General features: G+C 60.9%; 7 protein-coding genes and 1 pseudogene. 5 read left to right on the top strand and 3 right to left on the bottom strand.

Annotated elements, in window-relative coordinates:
- Positions 1-172 precede the first annotated feature (172 nt).
- Entirely contained in the window at positions 173-2,323 is a 2,151-nt protein-coding gene (locus tag FQ668_RS24650) for a DUF6543 domain-containing protein (RefSeq protein WP_053867799.1), read from the top strand.
- A 42-nt stretch (positions 2,324-2,365) separates the two neighbouring features.
- On the opposite strand, the gene betA is transcribed toward FQ668_RS24650, so the two are convergent.
- The 3 genes from betA to betI all read right to left on the bottom strand — a co-directional run bounded on the left by betA (position 2,366) and on the right by betI (position 6,309).
- A complete protein-coding gene (gene betA / locus FQ668_RS24645; RefSeq protein ID WP_014592699.1) occupies positions 2,366-4,063 on the bottom strand; it encodes a choline dehydrogenase in 1,698 nt (565 codons plus the stop codon).
- Between the two features lie 77 nt (positions 4,064-4,140).
- Positions 4,141-5,613 (bottom strand): betaine-aldehyde dehydrogenase, encoded by a 1,473-nt coding sequence (gene betB / locus FQ668_RS24640; RefSeq protein ID WP_003249182.1) that lies wholly within the window; start codon positions 5,611-5,613, stop codon positions 4,141-4,143.
- 39 nt (positions 5,614-5,652) lie between these two features.
- A complete protein-coding gene (gene betI, locus FQ668_RS24635; RefSeq protein WP_019437769.1) occupies positions 5,653-6,309 on the bottom strand; it encodes a transcriptional regulator BetI in 657 nt (218 codons plus the stop codon).
- Positions 6,310-6,841: 532 nt separating this feature from the next.
- On the opposite strand from betI, the pseudogene FQ668_RS24630 reads away from it, so the two are divergent.
- The 4 genes and pseudogenes from FQ668_RS24630 to FQ668_RS24620 all read left to right on the top strand — a co-directional run bounded on the left by FQ668_RS24630 (position 6,842) and on the right by FQ668_RS24620 (position 18,409).
- Positions 6,842-8,376: pseudogene (locus tag FQ668_RS24630) on the top strand (BCCT family transporter).
- Entirely contained in the window at positions 8,324-8,788 is a 465-nt protein-coding gene (locus FQ668_RS28630; protein ID WP_172830944.1) for a hypothetical protein, read from the top strand. Before FQ668_RS24630 ends, FQ668_RS28630 begins: the two are co-directional and overlap by 53 nt.
- 117 nt (positions 8,789-8,905) lie before the next feature.
- Positions 8,906-13,591, top strand: a complete 4,686-nt coding sequence (locus FQ668_RS24625; protein WP_019437767.1) for a DUF6543 domain-containing protein — start codon at positions 8,906-8,908, stop codon at positions 13,589-13,591.
- A gap of 150 nt (positions 13,592-13,741) precedes the next feature.
- A complete protein-coding gene (locus FQ668_RS24620; RefSeq protein WP_053867798.1) occupies positions 13,742-18,409 on the top strand; it encodes a DUF6543 domain-containing protein in 4,668 nt (1,555 codons plus the stop codon).
- Positions 18,410-18,419: the final 10 nt, after the last annotated feature.

Genomic DNA, 18,419 nt, shown 5'->3' with positions numbered 1-18,419 from the left:
GGTACTCCGAGACAGCGGGGAAGGGGCGTGGTAGCGCATTTTCCAGCAAAAGCTAGCAGGTCGCGTGCCAATCGATTCTAACCTGAGGCTGACGCAGGCTGTAAAGCGATACCGCATCGTCGCTGCGGCGTGCGGCTGTAATGGTTCGCCCACTGTCAGGCAGCCAAGTGACATGAATGTCAAAGAAACCATTTCTCTCGCCCAGGTGGCCCAGCGCCTGCTCGGGCAATTTCCTGATTTGCACAATCTGGCGCGCCAGGCGGCGGGCCATGTGCTTCGCCGCCAACTGGGGTATTGGCTGGATCCGGACGGGCTCTATTGGCACGAGTTCCAGTCGGCGGTCAGCAGTTCGTTGAGCTTCACCGGCTGGCGCCACAGTGGACCGCCACGACGCTCTTTGAGCCTTACCGAACTGGTCATCCAGCGATTCAGCCCGCAGCAGCAGGCCAGTGCTGACGAGTTGAGTATTTATGGTGGCTTCTACCGGGTGGATGCCAGCCACACAGTCTATGACGAGCGCAACGAAGTGCGGCTCGACCCACAGCAAGTACTGGAGGCGTTCTGGCGGTTGGATTTTGCGGGGCGCTATACCGAGGCACTGAGCAAGTTTCGGTCACGGCATGGCGAAGACTATTGTGTCCTGGCCCGTGCCCGCTTCATTGCTGCTGTGGGCCAATCTGCGCTGAGCCAGCCTGAGCGCCAGGAACTGATGGCGGTGACGGTCGCTGATGCCGCTCTGCCAAGCACCGTGCAAGGCCTGCGACAGGCCAGGCAGGCGAATGCCCAACCTCAATGGAACGCTCTTGTCATCGGCGGTATCAGCGCCAAGCTGATGTTCTTGCACAAGCTGAAGGCTGGCAGGTTGTGCCTCTATCTTGCCGATGCGCAGGCTGTGGTGAAGGTATTCGACGATCGCCATGCGTTCCAGATGTGGATGGCTGACCAGGCCATCACGACTGCGGGGCGAGAGCGGCTGGTCAGGCTGTTCGTCGGGGACGGGGTACTGGCGCAGTCGCTACGCCCGCGTCTACGCAATTACTTCAAGTTGCTCGCACAGTCGCGAGGCGACACCACGTTTTCAGGACAGGCCATTGAAGGGGACCTGTTCGTTCGTCTGCGCGATTCGGTCATGGATGATCTGACCAGCGACGCCCACGAACGGCTGACCACCAACGCACAGTTGCGCAAGGCCGATTGGCTGTCGGGCTTGCAAGCAGCGAGTTTTATAATTGCGCCGATGGCGCCGCTTGGCTGGCCAGTGATATTGGCATCGCTCGGTCTGGGCACCGTAAGCCTGGCGCTGCACCTGGACCGGGCAATCAATGGCAAGCAGGCCTGGCGCACGGCGGCATGGTGGTCAGTACTGACGGATATCCTGTTCATCCTGCTCGATATAGCCATGATGCGTGCCAGCGAGCTGTTCACTGATGGCCACGTCCCCCCGCGTGTGACTGGTCAGGCGCAAGCCTCCGCTGCCAAGGTCGATTGGGAGCTTTACATGGCGCCGGCGGCAGACGACCTGCTGGCTGTGTCGGATCAGGCGCTGGCCCGCCAGGAAGCCCTGTTGGGCGCGGTTCCGTGGGCTGATCTCGATGCCGTGGGGCCCAATGGCGAGTATCTGGATGCATTCGGTGAGCCCTACCCTGTCTACCGCGATGAGCTCGGGTTTGGTTCGCCCGCCATTGCCGAGTACACCAGCTCGCCGGAGCGCTACAACAACCTGTGGCGGGGTATGCCGCTGGAGGGCACTCGCGCCGGGAATATCCAGCGCAGCCATAACCTTGCCCGCGCACTTGGGCAGATTGGCGTCAGTAATCAGGTGAGGCTGTATCGGGCTGCCTCCAGCCTCCGGGGCACGGGTTTTCAGGCAGTTGGCGAGGGTGCCATTGAAGTGGGTGACGTGCTGGTGACAACCGACTTCACGTCATTCACGGAAAACCCCTATGCCCTCTGGGAGGTTTTCAACGACCCGCAGACCCAGGTCAGCGGCAGGGGGGCTTTTGATGAAAATGCGTTGGTGTATGTATTGGAACCGGGCGAAGACATGCAGGCGACGCCCATCGGGCCCTTTTCAAGGCGACCTGATGAAGCGGAGTCTTTGATGATGCCCGGGCGCTACCTGCAAGTGGAAAAGGTGACGGCCGTTCAAGGGCACAATTATCGCTTTACCGAGGTGTGCCTGAAGGCACTGGCGCAGGCGCCAGGCGGGAAGGCCGTGCGTGAAATGCGCACAGGACAGTTGTTCGATCGCCAGGCACTGGCGGGGCGACTGGGCGTCGAGGATGACTCGTTGATGCGCACATTCTTTGCGCTGCCCGCCTGAGCAAACGTGAAAGGGGCCGCTGCGCGGCCCCTGATCAAGGCCTCAGCCTTGCTTCACTTCACGCATCGGCTTGCCTTTCACTGGCGCATCCCCTGCCACGTAGTACTTGGCGGTGCTGCGTGGCAGTGGCTTGCGACCACGGATCTTGTCCGAAATCTTTTCGGCAATCATGATCGTGGTGGCATTGAGGTTACCGGTGATGATCAGCGGCATGATCGACGCGTCGACCACGCGCAGGCCCTGCATGCCATGCACGCGGCCTTCGCCATCGACCACTGCCATGTCGTCGGTGCCCATCTTGCACGAGCAAGACGGGTGGAAGGCGGTTTCGGCGTGCTCGCGGATGAACTTGTCCAGTTCTTCGTCGGTTTGCACGTGGGCGCCCGGGCTGATTTCGCGGCCACGGTACGGGTCCAGCGCCGGCTGGGCCATGATTTCACGGGTCAGGCGAATGCCGTCACGGAATTCCTGCCAGTCCTGCTCGGTGGACATGTAGTTGAACAGGATGCTCGGGTGCTGGCGCGGGTCTTTCGACTTGGCCTGGATGCGGCCACGGGCAGGCGAGCGCATGGAGCCCATGTGCGCCTGGAAGCCATGTTCCTTCACGCCATTTGAGCCGTTGTAGTTAATCGCAACCGGCAGGAAGTGGTACTGGATGTTCGGCCACTTGAACTCAGGGCGGGTACGAATGAAACCACCGGCCTCGAACTGGTTGCTGGCGCCGATGCCGGTGCCATTGAACAACCACTCGGCACCGATGGCCGGCTGGTTCCACCACAGTAGCGATGGGTACAGCGATACCGGCTGGGTGCAGGCGTACTGCAGGTAAAGTTCCAGGTGGTCCTGAAGGTTTTCACCAACGCCTGGAAGGTCGTGCACAACCGGGATGTCGAGGCTTTCCAGCAAGGCGCGCGGGCCGACGCCGGAGCGCTGCAGCAGCTGCGGCGAAGCGATGGCGCCAGAGCTGACGATCACTTCCTTGCGGGCGCGGGCTTCCACGCGTTCTTCGCTGTCGCCGACCAGGTAGGTTACGCCTACGGCGCGCTTGCCGTCGAACAGCACGCGGTCGGTCAGGGCGTGGGTGACGATGGTCAGGTTCGGGCGTTTCTTGGCCTGATCCAGGTAGCCACGGGCGGTGCTGGAGCGGCGGCCGTTCTTGGTCACCGAACGGTCCATCGGGCCGAAGCCTTCCTGTTGGTAGCCGTTGAGGTCTTCGGTACGCGGGTAACCGGCCTGCACACCCGCTTCAACCATGGCGTGGAACAGCGGGTTGTTGCCAGCCTTTGGCGTGGCGACACTGACCGGGCCGTCACCACCGTGGTAGTCGTTAGGGCCGATATCACGGGTTTCGGCTTTGCGGAAGTACGGCAGGCAGTCGAGGTAGGTCCAGTCTTCCAGGCCTGGCAGTTCTGCCCAGCCGTCGAAGTCCATGGCGTTGCCGCGGATGTAGCACATGCCGTTGATCAGCGACGAGCCACCCAGGCCCTTGCCACGGCCACATTCCATGCGGCGGCCGTCCATGTAAGGTTCCGGGTCGGTCTCGTAGGCCCAGTTGTAGCGGCGGCCTTGCAGCGGGAAGGCCAGGGCGGCTGGCATCTGGGTGCGGAAGTCGAAGCGGTAGTCGGGGCCACCGGCTTCCAGCAGCAATACGGTGACGCCGGCGTCTTCGGTCAGGCGGGTAGCCAGGGTGTTACCGGCCGAGCCGGCACCGACGATGATGTAATCGAATTCTTGGGACATGAAAGTACCCTCGTGTTGGCGGTGATCGGGGAGCGGGAACGCCCGTGCGCGGTGGCACGGGCGGGGCTAGACAGGGTTCAGAAAACCGAGTTGTAGCCGCCCAGCTCGACCTGGACCGACTTGATGCGAGTGTATTGAGCCAGCGAGCTGACGCCGTTTTCACGGCCGACGCCCGACTGTTTGTAGCCACCTACCGGCATTTCGGCCGGCGATTCACCCCAGGCGTTGATCCAGCAGATACCGGCTTCGAGCTTGTGGATGATGCGGTGGGCGCGGGTGATGTCGTTGGTGCAGACGCCGGCGGCCAGGCCGTAGTCGGTGTCGTTGGCACGGCGGATCACTTCTTCTTCGGTTTCGTAGGTGAGGATGCTCATCACCGGGCCGAAGATCTCTTCCTTGACGATGGTCATGTCGTCGGTGCAGTCGGTGAACACGGTCGGGGCAACGAAGGCACCTTTGGCGAAGTCACCGGCAGTCAGACGCTCGCCGCCGCACAGCACGCGGGCACCTTCTTCCTTGCCTTTGGCGATGTAGCCCAGCACGCTTTCCATGTGCTGGAAGCTGACCAGCGGGCCGAAGTTGGTGTTTTCGTCTTCCGGGTTGCCAACGCGGATGCGGGCAACGCGCTCGGCGATCTTGGCTTCGAAGGCCGCCTTCATTTCAGCCGGGATGAACACGCGGGTGCCGTTGGTGCACACCTGGCCCGAGCTGTAGAAGTTGGCCATCATGGCGATGTCAGCAGCCTTGTCCAGGTCGGCGTCGGCACAGATGATCAGTGGCGACTTGCCGCCCAGCTCCATGGTCACTTCCTTCAGCGAAGAGCTGGAGGCGCTGGCCATGACTTTCTTGCCGGTGGTGGTGCCGCCGGTGAAGGACACTTTTTCGATGCGCGGGTGCTCGGTCAGCCAGGTGCCGACTTCGCGGCCGCTGCCGGTCAGAACGTTGAACACGCCGTTTGGCAGGCCGGCTTCGGTGTAGATCTCGGCCAGTTTCAGGGTGGTCAGCGAAGTGACTTCCGACGGTTTGAAGATCATCGCGTTGCCAGCGGCCAGGGCCGGGGCAGATTTCCACAGGGCGATCTGGATCGGGTAGTTCCAGGCACCGATACCCACGGTCACGCCCAGCGGCTCGCGGCGGGTGTAGACGAAGGACGATTCGCGCAGCGGGATCTGCTCGCCTTCGATGGCCGGTACCAGGCCTGCATAGTATTCCAGCACGTCGGCACCGGTGACGATGTCGACGTAGCGGGTTTCGGAGTACGACTTGCCGGTGTCAAGGGTTTCCAGCATGGCCAGCTCGTCGTTGCGCTCGCGCAGGATGTCGACGGCGCGGCGCAGGATGCGCGAACGCTGCATGGCAGTCATCGCAGCCCAGACTTTCTGGCCACGCTCGGCGCTTTCGACGGCTTTCTCGACGTCTGCCTCGGTAGCACGTTGCACGTGGGCGAGGACTTCGCCGGTGGCCGGGTTGATGGCCTCGAAAGTGGCATCGCTGCCAGCGTCGACGTAAGCGCCATCAATGTAGAGTTTTTGCGTTCCGAAACGGGCCATAGTGTCCTCGCAAGTGCAGTGTGTGGTTTGGCCTGCGCGTCACGCTCCTGCCGGGTTGGCAAGTGCCGTGCGCGCATGGTCAGCAGCCTGGTCGTTTGTGCCCAGGGTGTGCTGCTTGGCCAGTTGTAGATCCATGTATTCGTAAGCAATCCGTATCGCCTGGTCGGTGTCGAATGCATCACCCGACAGGGCGCCACGCAGCCACAAACCGTCGATCAGGGCTGCCAGGCCGCGGGCTGCCTTGCGCGCATGGTACAGCGGCAGGGCGCGGCGGAACTGGCAGCACAGGTTGGAATACAAGCGGTGGTCGTTGATCCGCTGCAACCTGTGCAAATCGGGCTGGTGCATGCTGGAAGCCCAGAAGGCCAACCAGGTTTTCATTGCCGGGCCGTTTACCTGGCTGGCATCGAAGTTGCCCTCGATGATCACTTTCAGGTGAGCGCGCGGGCTGTCGTCTTTCAGGGCCTGGCGACGTGCTCTGACGCCTTCGTTGAGCATGCTCATGATGTAACCCATCGTCGCTGCGATCAGGCCGTTCTTGTCCCGAAAGTAGTGACTGATGATGCCGTTCGACACACCGGCCAAACGGGCAATCAGCGCAATGCTGGCGTCCCCCAGTCCGACCTGATCGACCGCCTGCAATGTGGCTTCGATCAACTGCTGGCGCCGGATGGGTTGCATACCGACCTTGGGCATCTTGCTATCTCCTCAGGCCTGCGAGCAGACGACAGGCGGCTGACTCGGCGAAGGCCAGTCTATTTTGTTTTGATTGAACGTTCAATCAATAAAGAATAAGCTCTGCGACAATTTGTGCCATTGACAGTTTTTCAGGCGGTCGAGAAGGCACGGATTGACACCCCAGGAAATCGCGTAACCCCCGGAATACAAGGTGTTGACGGGCATGAGCGATGCGAAATGCAGATTCTGCCGTACGGCCATTGGCCCTGCGACAGGCCCTTGGAGCGGGCGGGGTGACCTGTGACGAATGCGCGCACCTCCGTTGAGGCGTGGCATTTTCAGCAGGCCACCTGTCTGTTTTTGGCAACGTATCGATTCGGGATCACGGTTTCCAGGGTTCTTTTATAACACCTGATGCAGTGGGGATATTCCACCAATTGCTCGGGAAAGACTGATTAGCCTCCACAGCCGCACTGCCCGGAGCATTCGTGCAATGAGTTCTGCCTCACTTACCAAGCCCCCCGCCGAGAGGGTACGGGTCAACCGCGTGGTGTTCTTCACCTCCGCGCTGATGATCCTTGTTCTGACTGCCTTGCTGATCGCTGTACCCGAAACCGCCGGCCAGGTGCTGGGCGTGGCCCAAAAGTGGCTGACGCGCACCTTTGGCTGGTACTACATGCTGGTCATCTGCGGATACCTGCTGTTCGTCGTCTATCTGGCTTTCTCCGACTACGGCAGCCTCAAGCTGGGTGGCAAGGACGACCAGCCTGACTTCAGCTACGGCGCCTGGGCCGGTATGCTGTTCTCGTCCGGCATCGGTATTTCGCTGCTGTACTTCGGCGCCTCCGAGCCCCTGGACCACTACTTCAACCCACCGGAGGGCACTCCTGCCAGCCTCGAGGCCGCGCGCCAGGGCCTGCAGCTGACCTTCCTGCACTGGGGGCTGCACGGCTGGGCGATCTATGCCCTGGTCGGCCTGGCCGTGGGTTACTTCGCTTACCGCCACAACCAGCCGCTGGCACTGCGTTCGGCGCTGTACCCGCTGGTGGGCGAGCGTTGGGTCAAGGGCGCTGCCGGCAACGCCGTCGACATCTTCGGCATGTTCGTCACCCTGCTGGGCCTGGTGACCAACCTGGGCATCGGCGCGATGCAGGTGTCGTCCGGCCTGGAATACCTGTTCGGCATGGACCACAGCAAGACCAACCTGCTGGTGGTGATCCTGGTGATGGCTGGCGTGGCTACCGTGGCAGCGGTATCGGGTGTGGAAAACGGCATCCGCCGCCTGTCCAACCTGAACATCATGCTGTTCAGCGGCCTGTTGATCTTCGTACTGCTGGGCGGCGAAACCCTGCACCTGCTCAACGGCTTCGTGCAGAACGTCGGCGACTACCTGAACGGCATCGTGCTGAAAACCTTCGACCTTTATGTGTATGAAGGCGAAGCCGGCAAGTCGGAGCGCTGGCTGGGCCTGTGGACCGTGTTCTACTGGGCCTGGTGGATCTCCTGGGGCCCGTTCGTCGGCATGTTCATTGCCCGTATTTCCAAGGGCCGCACCGTGCGCCAACTGGTGATGGGCGTGCTGCTGATCCCGCTGGGCTTCACCCTGGCCTGGCTGTCGATCTTCGGCAACACCGCACTGGACCTGGTGATCAACCAGGGCGCCGTGGAGCTGGGCAAGACTGCGCTGGAACAGCCATCGATGTCGATCTACCAGCTGCTGGAATACTTCCCGGCAGCCAAGATCGTCATTGGTGTGGCAGTGTTCGTCGGTTTTGTGCTGTTCCTCACGCCGGCCGACTCCGGCGCAGTGATGATGGCCAACCTGTCGTGCACAGGCGGCAAGGTCGACGAAGATGCCCCGCACTGGATGGTGGTGTTCTGGTCTGTGGTGATCACCCTGGTGACCATCGGCCTGCTGTTTGCCGGTAACTTCGAAGCCATGCAGACCATGGTCGTGCTGGCGGGCCTGCCGTTCTCGGTGGTGCTGGTGCTGTTCATGTTCGGCCTTTACAAGGCCATGAAGCAGGACGTGGTGATCGAGCAGGAACGCGCCGAACTGGCCGCCCGTGGCCGTCGCGGCTTTAGCGAGCGCCTGACTCAGCTGGAACTGCAGCCGACCCAGGCCGTGGTGCAGCGCTTCATGGACAAGCAGGTCAGCCCGGCGTTGAAAGAAGCCGCTGCACAGCTGCAGACGCAGGGCTTCGAGGTGGAAACCCGCGTTGGCCAGTCGCGCAACCTGATGGGCTTGCGGGTGATGATGGAAGAAGGCAACCCGTTCGTCTACGAAGTGAGCCTTGACGGCTATATGGCCGCGCCGAGCGAGGCGCCGGTCGAGGGTGAGCCTGAACTGCGCCAGCGCTTCTACCGCGCCGAGGTCTACCTGCATGACGGCAGTCAGGAGTACGACCTGATGGGCTTTGCCCCAGACCAGATCGTGCGTGATGTGCTCGATCAGTTCGAGAGCCATCGCCAGGTGCTTGGCCGCGTCTATAGCTGACAGCCCGGCAGGTCGCCGTACCGCCAGGTGCCGCGGCCTGCCGGCAGCAATATGTAGCACCTGTTTCGATACCATTTCCAGGACGCTTTGTGGTTCATTCCACAACGAGTCCTGGTCATGCCCGCCACTCACGCGCACAACCTCAAACACGCAGTCGCCGCCCAGTTCGCCAGCCGTCCTACATTCCGGCAGGTCGCAGGTGAACAGATCATGAAGGTGATCCTGGAGCACTATCCTCTGGTTGGCGTGCATCGCCCTGAAATGACCTCGGCTGCACCGCTGTACCTGATGTCCCTGCAGCCGGATGGCGTCTGGCGCCCTCAGCCGCTGGTGGATGTGGTGCTGCAGACCCTGCTCGACGCTAAACCACTGGACCTCGCCCCAGCGGGTGACTACCGCCTTGGCCTGAACCCGCCCCGGCGCTTTTTCGCCATCGAATCGAGCCTCGAAACTGCTGAGGGCGATTTGATCGAGCCCGCGCGCCTGACCGATGGCCTCAACGCGTTGCTGCCAATGCTGCTTTGGCACTTCCAGCAAGCGCAGATCGACTATTGGAACGGCGACGGCACTATCGACCGGGACCTGTGGTTGCAACAGTTGTTGCGCGCCAACCTGCTCGATGGCCTGAAAGACGAAGCGCTGGACGACGAACAACGCAAGCTGCTGCGTGACCTGATGATGGGCAACCGCACCGGGCTTGATGTGCAGCTGGTGCGGGTAGCCTTACGTGAGGGCGAAGACACGTTCCATGAGCTGTTGCCCGGCTTGCTGATTACCGCCTCCAGTGAAGTTCGCGAACTGACACTCTGGTGTTCTCCCGAAGGCCTGGTCCGCAGTTTCGACGCCCAGGCTGCATTCGGCGCGGCGTTGCAGATACAGATGGCTGGACGTTACCGGTTTGATGAGTTGAGCTGGCAGGGCCTGACTGTGGAGGGCGACGCTTTCGCCCTGTACAGCGCCTCGTTGCTGGAAATCTTGCTCGAGCGCGTGGCCCGCCTGCGCTGGAGTGCGATCGACAGCGTCGACCAACTGGAGCACTACTGCCATTTGGCCTGCGACCCCGCATCATTCTTCGCCGAGTTCAGTGACCATGGCACCGGCGGGCTGGGCCTGGCGCTTCCCAAGGGCCTGTCGCGAGCCGATACGGATAGCCAGACCGCCTACCTCCAAGCCATGCTCGACTTGTCGCTACTGCAACAGCGCAGCCCAGCCCAGGGCATTCAGGACGGTCTGCCGGACTTGCACACCTATGCGGCGACGCGCCTGCGCGAAGCGATGCTGCATGACCACCCGGTAGACGCCAATTATTTTCCTGATGACCTTATCCTCACGGTCGAGACCTTTGTCAGTGACGGTCACGGGCTGGGCTTCGGCCAGAAGACCGGTGAAAAGACGTTGACCCTGACGCAGTTGGCGATCGGCCGCCTGGATGCCACCGCAGGAGGGGTGGTGACACACATCGCGCACCGGGAAAACCAGCTGATCATGAAGTGGATGACCATTGATTACGTCCGTGAGCTGGTGCAGCGAGTCGATATCGGCGGCAGTTATCCACGGCATGTTCAGTCGATGCTCGATCGCTCGGCGAGCCGCGCCGAACACATTTCGGCATTCGCCATACGCTGGCGTATCACCCTGATGTTCGATGCCGCGCGGGCGCGTGCGGTCAAGCGGCTCGACAAGTTCGCCTATGGCGCCCTGGCGGAATTCTGTCGTAGCGGCGCGGAAGGGGCAGCCGCTGTGCGGATTGCACCGCTTGCGTTCAAACGCTCGCCGACATCGGAGAGGGTCGACGTGGCGCATGGTTTCTACGTGATCGAAATCATCGAGTTGGGTGTTCATCTGTTGTACTGCCCGCTGTACACCGAAAAGGCGCTGATTCAGTACGACAGCGCTCAGGCACTGCTGGATGCGATCAGCAGCCCGGGGGCTTTGCAGGACAACGTGCTGCTCTGGATCGAGCAAGCTCAGCGCACGGTCTACGGCAATGGTGGCTTCCGGGAGCCGCACCTGCCCCAATGGCTGCTCGACCCTTACACACTCCCGGAGAAACCGCAGCCTGTCCAGTTGGCGCTGCAATTCTGGGCGCAGGACGTAGATCGGCAGATGTTCGAAGCCAAGGGCCGGATGCTGCTGGAGCTGGCGGATCGCAGCGCCATGAGCAACAGCGAGGTGCGCTGGCGGCTGGTCACGGCATTTTCCTGGGAGCTGCTGAATGTTGTGTTTCCGGTGTTACCAGGGCCGCTCACCTCGGTTGCCTGGCTGTACATCGGCATGCGCAGCTTGATCAACGATGTGGAGGGACTGGCCAGCCCGCATCTCGACGAGAGAGTCCAGGCGATGGTCGATGTGTTGAACAACACCTTGCTGGCTTTGATACACCTGCAGACGCCGAAACTGGCAGTGCCGGCCGTTTCTGGCGACCTGCCGCCATCGCTGCTCGAGGGGCCACCTTCAGGTAATGGGGTCGAGCTGGCGAACATTTCCACTGCAATGCGGGAGCCCAGCGCCTCGGTCGACAGTTTGCAGGCCTTGGCCAATACCCACCTCGATTTTTCCTGGCGTGGGGCTGGGGGGCTCAACGGCCTGTCAAGTGCCCAGCGCGGCCAGATGCGAGCGTTGGCGGCCAGTGTTTCGCTGGAGGGGCGCGAACCGCAGACGCAGGGCGTGGCCGCTGGGCTGGTACGGGTTGAGAATGAGTTCTACGTGCCTCTGGGCGGTGACGTCTATCGAGTCAGCCTTGATGACGCAGAGGTTCGTATCATTGGTCCGAACGGGGCGGTTGGGCCATACCTGACGCGCGACGGCGATATCTGGCACCTCAATAATTCGCGTTTGCGTGGTGGCAGTGGTCGCTCAGGCGAGCTGGCCCGCGAGCGATTGCGCAAGAAGCTGGACGGACCGATCGCCAAGGCTCAGGCCGAGATAGAGCGGCATATCTCGGCCGCGGAGGCAGCCACGAAGGAATTCAACGCGTTGAGTGAGCAGATTGTCGGTTTGCATGATCCGGTAAAAAAAGTCGAGGAACGGTTGCAGAAGGCGCCACCCACCGAGCCGGGCGAACGTGCGCAATTCGAGCAGGCTACCGAGTTGTTCAAGCTTAAGTTCCAGCAGTTGCAAGAGCAGACGAGTAAGCTGCGCAACCAGCGCCTGCCCTTGAACGAGAGATTGTTCCTTAACTATCTCGAGGCCGAACGCAACATTACCTATGTGCTTGACAAGTTGAGCGCCTCGACGCACGTCGGCAGCGTGAGAGATCAACGGATACGCTTGGGCCAAGTTCGCAAGAACCTGATCAGCTTTGGCATGTTCTTCATTGATGAGCTCCTGGCCTTGGGTGGGTTCACGAAATATGACCAACTCACCAACGCGCTCAATGTCGCACCGCCAGAGAAACAGGCCGAGTTGTATGCCAGGTTCCGGACGATGTTGGAGAAGTTGCTTGAAGAGCAGCCCAGGATCATCGATGTCTCCAGCCAGCTGGATCGTCTGTTGGCTGTAACCGATATCGACATGCAAGTGCCTTATGTCAATGCCACCTTGAGCGTCTCGGGCATTATCAGTAATCGCACGACGACTACGGTCAACATCCGGTTTTTTCAGGCCATGGGGCTGGTCGAGCTGGCCCTGCAGTGGCGCAAAGGTGCGTCCACCCAACACTACATGATCTTTCGCGATGCACTCGCCGGTCATCGTTTGCGGGTGGCCGCGCAGACGCATAATCTGCTGATGTTCTGTGACTTGCCTGTTGCTGAACGTATCGAGGTGCTGCAAAGCGCGTGGGACGAGTACCTTGCGGCGATTCTCAACGCCGAACGGATCAAGAGAATCGGCAGCAAGCTCATCGATGTCCAGCGCCTTGAGGCCTACAAGCAACAGATGGTGCAGCTGAAAACCATAGCCGGTGATGCGCTGGTAGAGGCCATGCGCGAGCAGGCGGCCGGCCAGGCCCGTGGCGCTCGCCGTGCAGTTTATCCACAAAAGAGCCTACAGGTGGCCTACACCCGCGCCGGTCAGATAGTGATTGGCAGCGAAGCGGTGGTCGACGGGCAGCCTGTGTTGGAAGTTGTAGGGGCTCTGAACGAGACGGTGCTGCATCGTTTCCATAAGCAGGGAGACGACTGGGTTGAAGTGGTAGCCCTGGACGAATCTGAATCGGAGCCTCGGTCTTCGACGCCAGACTCCGAAAGCAACAACCGGGAACTGGGCGAGGCAATACTGGCACAGAACGAAAACGTCATCGCCCAGGCCAGAGACCTGGTTGCCAAGGATGCTGACGACAAGGGCCTCATGTCGATACTGGACGGCCAGATCAAAGAAGTGAATGCGCTGCGTGAACAGCTCAGCGATGCCGACGCAGAGCAAGGGCTGCTGGCGCGTATGGACGATGCATTGATTCAACTGCGTCAGGCCCGCCGCGACTGCTTGGTAGAGCTGTACACCAAGACGCGCTATCCAGGTTCCAGAGGGCTGAATTTTCTCCACGAGCAGGGCCTGCTCGACGTGGAGTATGTCGGGCCTCGGCAGGTGGTCTCCGATGGCTATCTGGACGAGTACCGGATCAGCCTGTTGCATGCTCCCGACGAGCCTCGGGTTAAACCCTTGTGGGCCGCGCATTTCCACTTTGCCGACTCGCAGGCGGCGCCGACGGCGTTTGGCAAAGGCCATCTCAAGCTGTGGAGCCAGCGCAAGATGGGGTATCGCGAGCAAATGAAGGCGGCGAGCGAAGGGCAGGTATTGAGTATCTACCGGGGTAACCTGACCTACGCACAGGCCAAAGATGTGATTCCGTTCAACCTCTAACAAACGGCCGGACAGCCTGGTGGCTGCGCCGAGCGAAGCGCCGGCCTACGGTGACCCTGGACTGCGCCAGCGCTTGATAAAGCAATATGTAATGCGGGTGTCGGGCATTCTTGCCGCAGCCTACCGTTTTTCACGGTGGAGGCACCCAGCATGACCAATCCTCAGGTTCCAACATTCGATTTCAGACAGGTGGTTGCCAGGCAGTTCGGCGATCGCCCGACGCTGCGGCAGGTCGCCAGTAAACAATTGCTGCGCTTGTTGCTCTCAGAACTGCCCTGGCTGGCCAATGTCACTCCCGACCTGGCAACGGCGGACCCACTGATGCTGGACAGCCCGGACCCCTCCAGTCCTTACTGGACCACCGGCTCCTTGGTGGACCGGGTGCTGGCCGCCTTGCTCGATTCGAAGCCGCTTAGCCTCGAGCCATTTGATGATGGTCGCCATTACAACCTCGGCCTGACCAAAGACTATCGTTTTCCTGGCTCGGATAGTGAGTTCGATACCCGCCAGTTGTCAGGCTTGTCGCCCGCGCTGAACAAATTGGTGCAGCAACTTCCTGAGCATTTCTGCGAGGCTCAGCTCAAATACTGGAGAGCCGATGACAAAGGTGGTGTCCCGCGCGACAGCTGGTTGCAGTTGCTGTTAAGGATCGCGTTACTGCGTGGCCTTCCGCTGCAAGGTCTGGACGCAAAGGAGCAGGCGTGCATCCGTGGCGTGTTGTACGGCGGTGACGACCAACCAGCGGTGTATTTTGTCCAGACTCAGCTCATCAGCGCCTCGCTGCAGCATGATCAGTTGCAGTGCCTGATGCTGGTTTGCGGCGAGTGGGATGAGCGCGAGGTAGTGCTTTGGTGCGCGCCTTCCGGGGCGGTGCGCAGCTTCGATTCGATGTCAGCGTTCGGCCTGGCGCTGCGTGACGAACTGGCGCAGGACTATGCATTCGAGCAGATGCGCTGGCAACGCTATCCGGCCGAAGGCAACGTATTTGCCCAGCAGGTTTCGCTCTTGCTCGATGCACTGCTTTGTCGGGTTGATCGCGCCCGCTGTCTGGCCATCGAGGATGTTCCGGCCCTGGAGCGGCGTTTTGCCCAGCTCAGTGATCCTTCGTCCTGGTTCGAGGTTTACCAGGATGACACGCCGGCAGTAGTGCCGCCTCCAGGGTTGCGTGCCAGTGCTCCCCAGGACAGCTTTGCCTGCAGCGCCGCCTTGCTGCAGATCGCGTTGCATCAGCTCGGCTCGGGCGGCGTGGGGGCGTTGGAGGGTATCCAATCGTTGACCGACTACGCTCGTCAGGAGCTGGAGAAGCAAATCTGGGATGACTATAAGGTTCACAGCTCGCCGGACGATCTGATGTTCGACCTTTATCGTGCTCGTGGGGTGCCGGGAGGTTCGGCAACGGGCACGGGCGGTGGGGAGCCGTTGGAGCCCGCGGGGAGCATGTCGCTTACCCAGTTCGCCATCGGTAACCTCGCTTCCCTCAAAGGAGCAAGCATCGGGCGAATCTACCAGCGCGCCGAGGGGGATGAGCCGAAATGGGTGGATGCGCCGAAATGGCTGAATGCGGACGTCGCCATGGGCCTCGTTACCAAGGTGGATATTGGTCGTCATTACCCTGCCTACGTCGCCGCCCAGTTGGACGACCCGGCCATGCGCGCGGAGCGGGTCAGACGATTGGGTGGCGAATGGCGTGCTGCGCTGCTCGCCAGTGCTATCTCTGCCAAGCTTGGGGGAAAGATCAGAGAGGTCGGGTTGCAATGTGTGGTCGATTTCTGCGCCGGTCGCATCGACCCGGTAACGCCTCGAATGGTATTGATCCCGTTGGCGTTCAAGCGCAGCGCAACGTCGGCGAACATGGACAAGGTGCTGGGCATGTACCTACTGTACTGCGCAGAGCCTTCGCTGGTATTGCTCTATCGTCCGCTGTTCGCCACTGACACGCTACGTCAATACACCCATCTGGCGGATTTGCTGGGTCATGTGCGCGAGTCGAAGCTGCTGCAGGACAGTATTCTCGACTGGATGGCGCCGAACGTCAGGCCGATATATGAGCATGGGGGGTTCAGTGAGCCTCATACCACCTCCATAGGAATCGATCCCTATATCATTCCCGAGCGTCCAGCGCCCGCCCAATTGGCAGTCACCTACTGGACCGGCGATATTGACGAGCAGCTCTACAATGCGAACCGTGACCTTCTGCTCAGGCTTGCCGACGAGCAGACCGTATCCAATGCCGAGAACCGCTGGCAAACCCTGTGTGAGGGCGCATGGCTGTTATTCAATGTGGTAACTTTAGCGATCCGTGGGCCGGTGGCCTCCGTAGCGTGGTTGGTGCAGTTGCTCGCCTCCCTGCAGCACGACCTGGATGCCCTTGAGCGCGGGAATGAGTTTGACCGAACATCCGCAGTTGCCGACCTTGTGCTCAACCTGGGTATGGCGTTGCTGCATGGCAGGCAACCGCCACGGGAAATTCCCATTCATGAGCTGCCCGGCGCAGCAGCCGTTGAAGGCCCCGAGCCGCAGCGTGGAGCCTATGCCGAGCTAACCATCGTCCCGGTCGAGGAAGCGGCAGCCAGCGAGGGCCTTCGTGGGGGGTGGATCGATTTTTCCTGGCGTGGCCAAAGTGGGTTCAACTGGTTACCGCCTGCACAGCGGCAAGCACTTCGGGCAATGCGTTCAGGGGTGTCGCTCGATGGCAGGGTACCGTTGAGTAGCCCAGGCACAGCAGGCTTGTACCGTATCGACGACGCGTTATACGTCAGCTTGGCCGGGGATACCTACCGCGTGCAGCAATTACCTGGGGGGGTGCGAGTGATCGACGGCCACGGGGCAGTGGGGCCTTGGCTGAGCTCTGCCGATGGCGACTGGCGGCTGGACTCCTCACTTCGTCTGGACGGCGGCATGCCCCGGAACTCCGCCCAGGCTAGGCTGGCAAAGCGATTCGAAGAGTTACATCAGAAGGTCAACCAGCTGGACCAGGAGGTCGAACGCGCGAGGCAGCAATTCGGGCTGATGGCCAAGCAGTCCCTGGAGTCGAAGAAACCGCTGCAGAACCTGAAGGACCTTAGGAGCAGGGCAGCCGCAAAGCTGGCTGACCTGCCGGAGGGGGATGAAAGTGAGCAGTTGGGTAAACTGGTCCAGCGATACGATGAGCGTATAACCGAGTTGGAGCAGGAAGCCTCCCAACACAGAGACCAGTCGATAAAACAGCTGGAAGCCGCTGTCAGCGCCGATACGGCATTACTGCCGATATTGGCAAGCATGAATGAACCCAAGTACGCCAGCGAGCGGCAGAAAGGAGGCTGGGACGACACGCTTCGGCAGCATGAGACGACCGTTCGCGCGGAGATCATCCGCAATAGCGATTTCATCGTCTATGAACTCTGGGACCTTGTTGATTTGCCCCGGCTAGCCGAGATGCAGCAGGCGCTGGATGGCAGGCCAATCGGCCAAGTGTCCGACTTGTATCAGGCGTTCCGGCTCAAGCTGCAGGCCGCAGTTGACCTGCAGGATCGCTTGCTTGCGGGCTACGAGAGTCTCGATCAGATCCTCGCTGATACACCCGACGCCTTCGAAATTACCGGAGCCCCGGATGAACCTGCGCGGACGGTTGCGCAGCTGATAGCCAAGCGCACCATCAATACGGTTCAGCTGCGTTTCCATCAGGTATTGAACCTGGCGGACCTTGCCTTGCACCTGGACAATGAAGCCGGTCGTTCAATTCTTGCCGGTTACAGGGATGATCTGGCGGGCCTGAGCCTGCGCAATGCGGCTGAAGCTCACGGCGCACTGGATTTTGCCAACCTTTCGCCGCAGGACAGGATTGTCATCTTGCAGGAAGCCTGGGATGAGTACAGTGCTGCAATGCTCAACAGCGACCGTATTCGCAAGGAGGGAGGCAGGTTGATCGAGCCGGCGATGCTCGACCGGTACCGGGAGCATGTCGGCAAGCTCAAGCTGGATGCTGGCCGCCGTCTGGTCGAGGCGGCTCGCGAGCAGGATGAGTCCCGCGCGCCCACCAGTCGTCTGCCGTATCCTGTGTCCAGCATGCCGCAGCGGCTGGTGCGTAATGCTCAGGGGCAGTTACAGATCGGAACCGAAGTGCAAGTGCAGGGGCAACGCCTGCTTGAAGTGCGTGAGGGAATCAGCGAAGCGGTGCTTGCGACCTTTGAGCACGTTGAAGGAGAGTGGCGTCAGCGTGATGTAAAACGGCCTTCATTGACTGACGAAGCGCCCCCAGGCGATTTGGCCATGTGGGTGCAATCATTGCTGGATGAAACCAGTAAGGTGCGGATGAAGGCCAAATCGTATGTCGAGCACGATATCAAAGGGACCTTGCTCGCTCAGTTGTTCGACCTGCATCTGGCCAAACTGGAACAGGCGGTGAGTACCGTACGCGAGGCGGGTGGCAGCGACTCACTGTTGAGGGCCCTGGAGCGGGATGCGGATGCGTTGCGCGGTGAGAAAAAGCTCCAGCTCATCACCCTCTACACTGACACCAGCTACCCATCCGCCGAAGCCCTGCGTTACTTGCACGCTGAAGGCTTGATCACCGTCGAATACGGCGAGCGCCGGCTCATGCAGGATGGCGGTGCCTTTGACGAGTATCGTGTGCTGCGCCTGCCGAGCAGGCGTAACCTCTGGGCTGCACATTTTCATTTCCAATCTCAGAGTGATCATGGTGAAAATTTTGTAGCCGGCCACCTGAAAACCTGGAGCCAGCGTCGTATGAGTAGCCGCCTCGCAGCAATGGCGGGGCAACGGATTCACCGTGGGAAGCTGACGTTGGAGCAAGCCAGGGGGATTATTCCTTTCAGCTGACCTGGGCGAT

The organism is Pseudomonas sp. Kh14, assembly GCF_900291005.1.
In the GTDB taxonomy this organism is placed as follows: domain Bacteria; phylum Pseudomonadota; class Gammaproteobacteria; order Pseudomonadales; family Pseudomonadaceae; genus Aquipseudomonas; species Aquipseudomonas alloputida.
Note: the sequence above shows the minus strand (reverse complement) of the source record. Positions and strands in the feature narration are given on the sequence as shown.

Coding starts and splice junctions, on each gene's coding strand:
- FQ668_RS24650 (WP_053867799.1), top strand. CDS start 173: ATGAATGTCAAAGAAACCATTTCTCTCGCCCAGGTGGCCCAGCGCCTG.
- betA (WP_014592699.1), bottom strand. CDS start 4,063: ATGTCCCAAGAATTCGATTACATCATCGTCGGTGCCGGCTCGGCCGGT.
- FQ668_RS24620 (WP_053867798.1), top strand. CDS start 13,742: ATGACCAATCCTCAGGTTCCAACATTCGATTTCAGACAGGTGGTTGCC.
- betB (WP_003249182.1), bottom strand. CDS start 5,613: ATGGCCCGTTTCGGAACGCAAAAACTCTACATTGATGGCGCTTACGTC.
- betI (WP_019437769.1), bottom strand. CDS start 6,309: ATGCCCAAGGTCGGTATGCAACCCATCCGGCGCCAGCAGTTGATCGAA.
- FQ668_RS24625 (WP_019437767.1), top strand. CDS start 8,906: ATGCCCGCCACTCACGCGCACAACCTCAAACACGCAGTCGCCGCCCAG.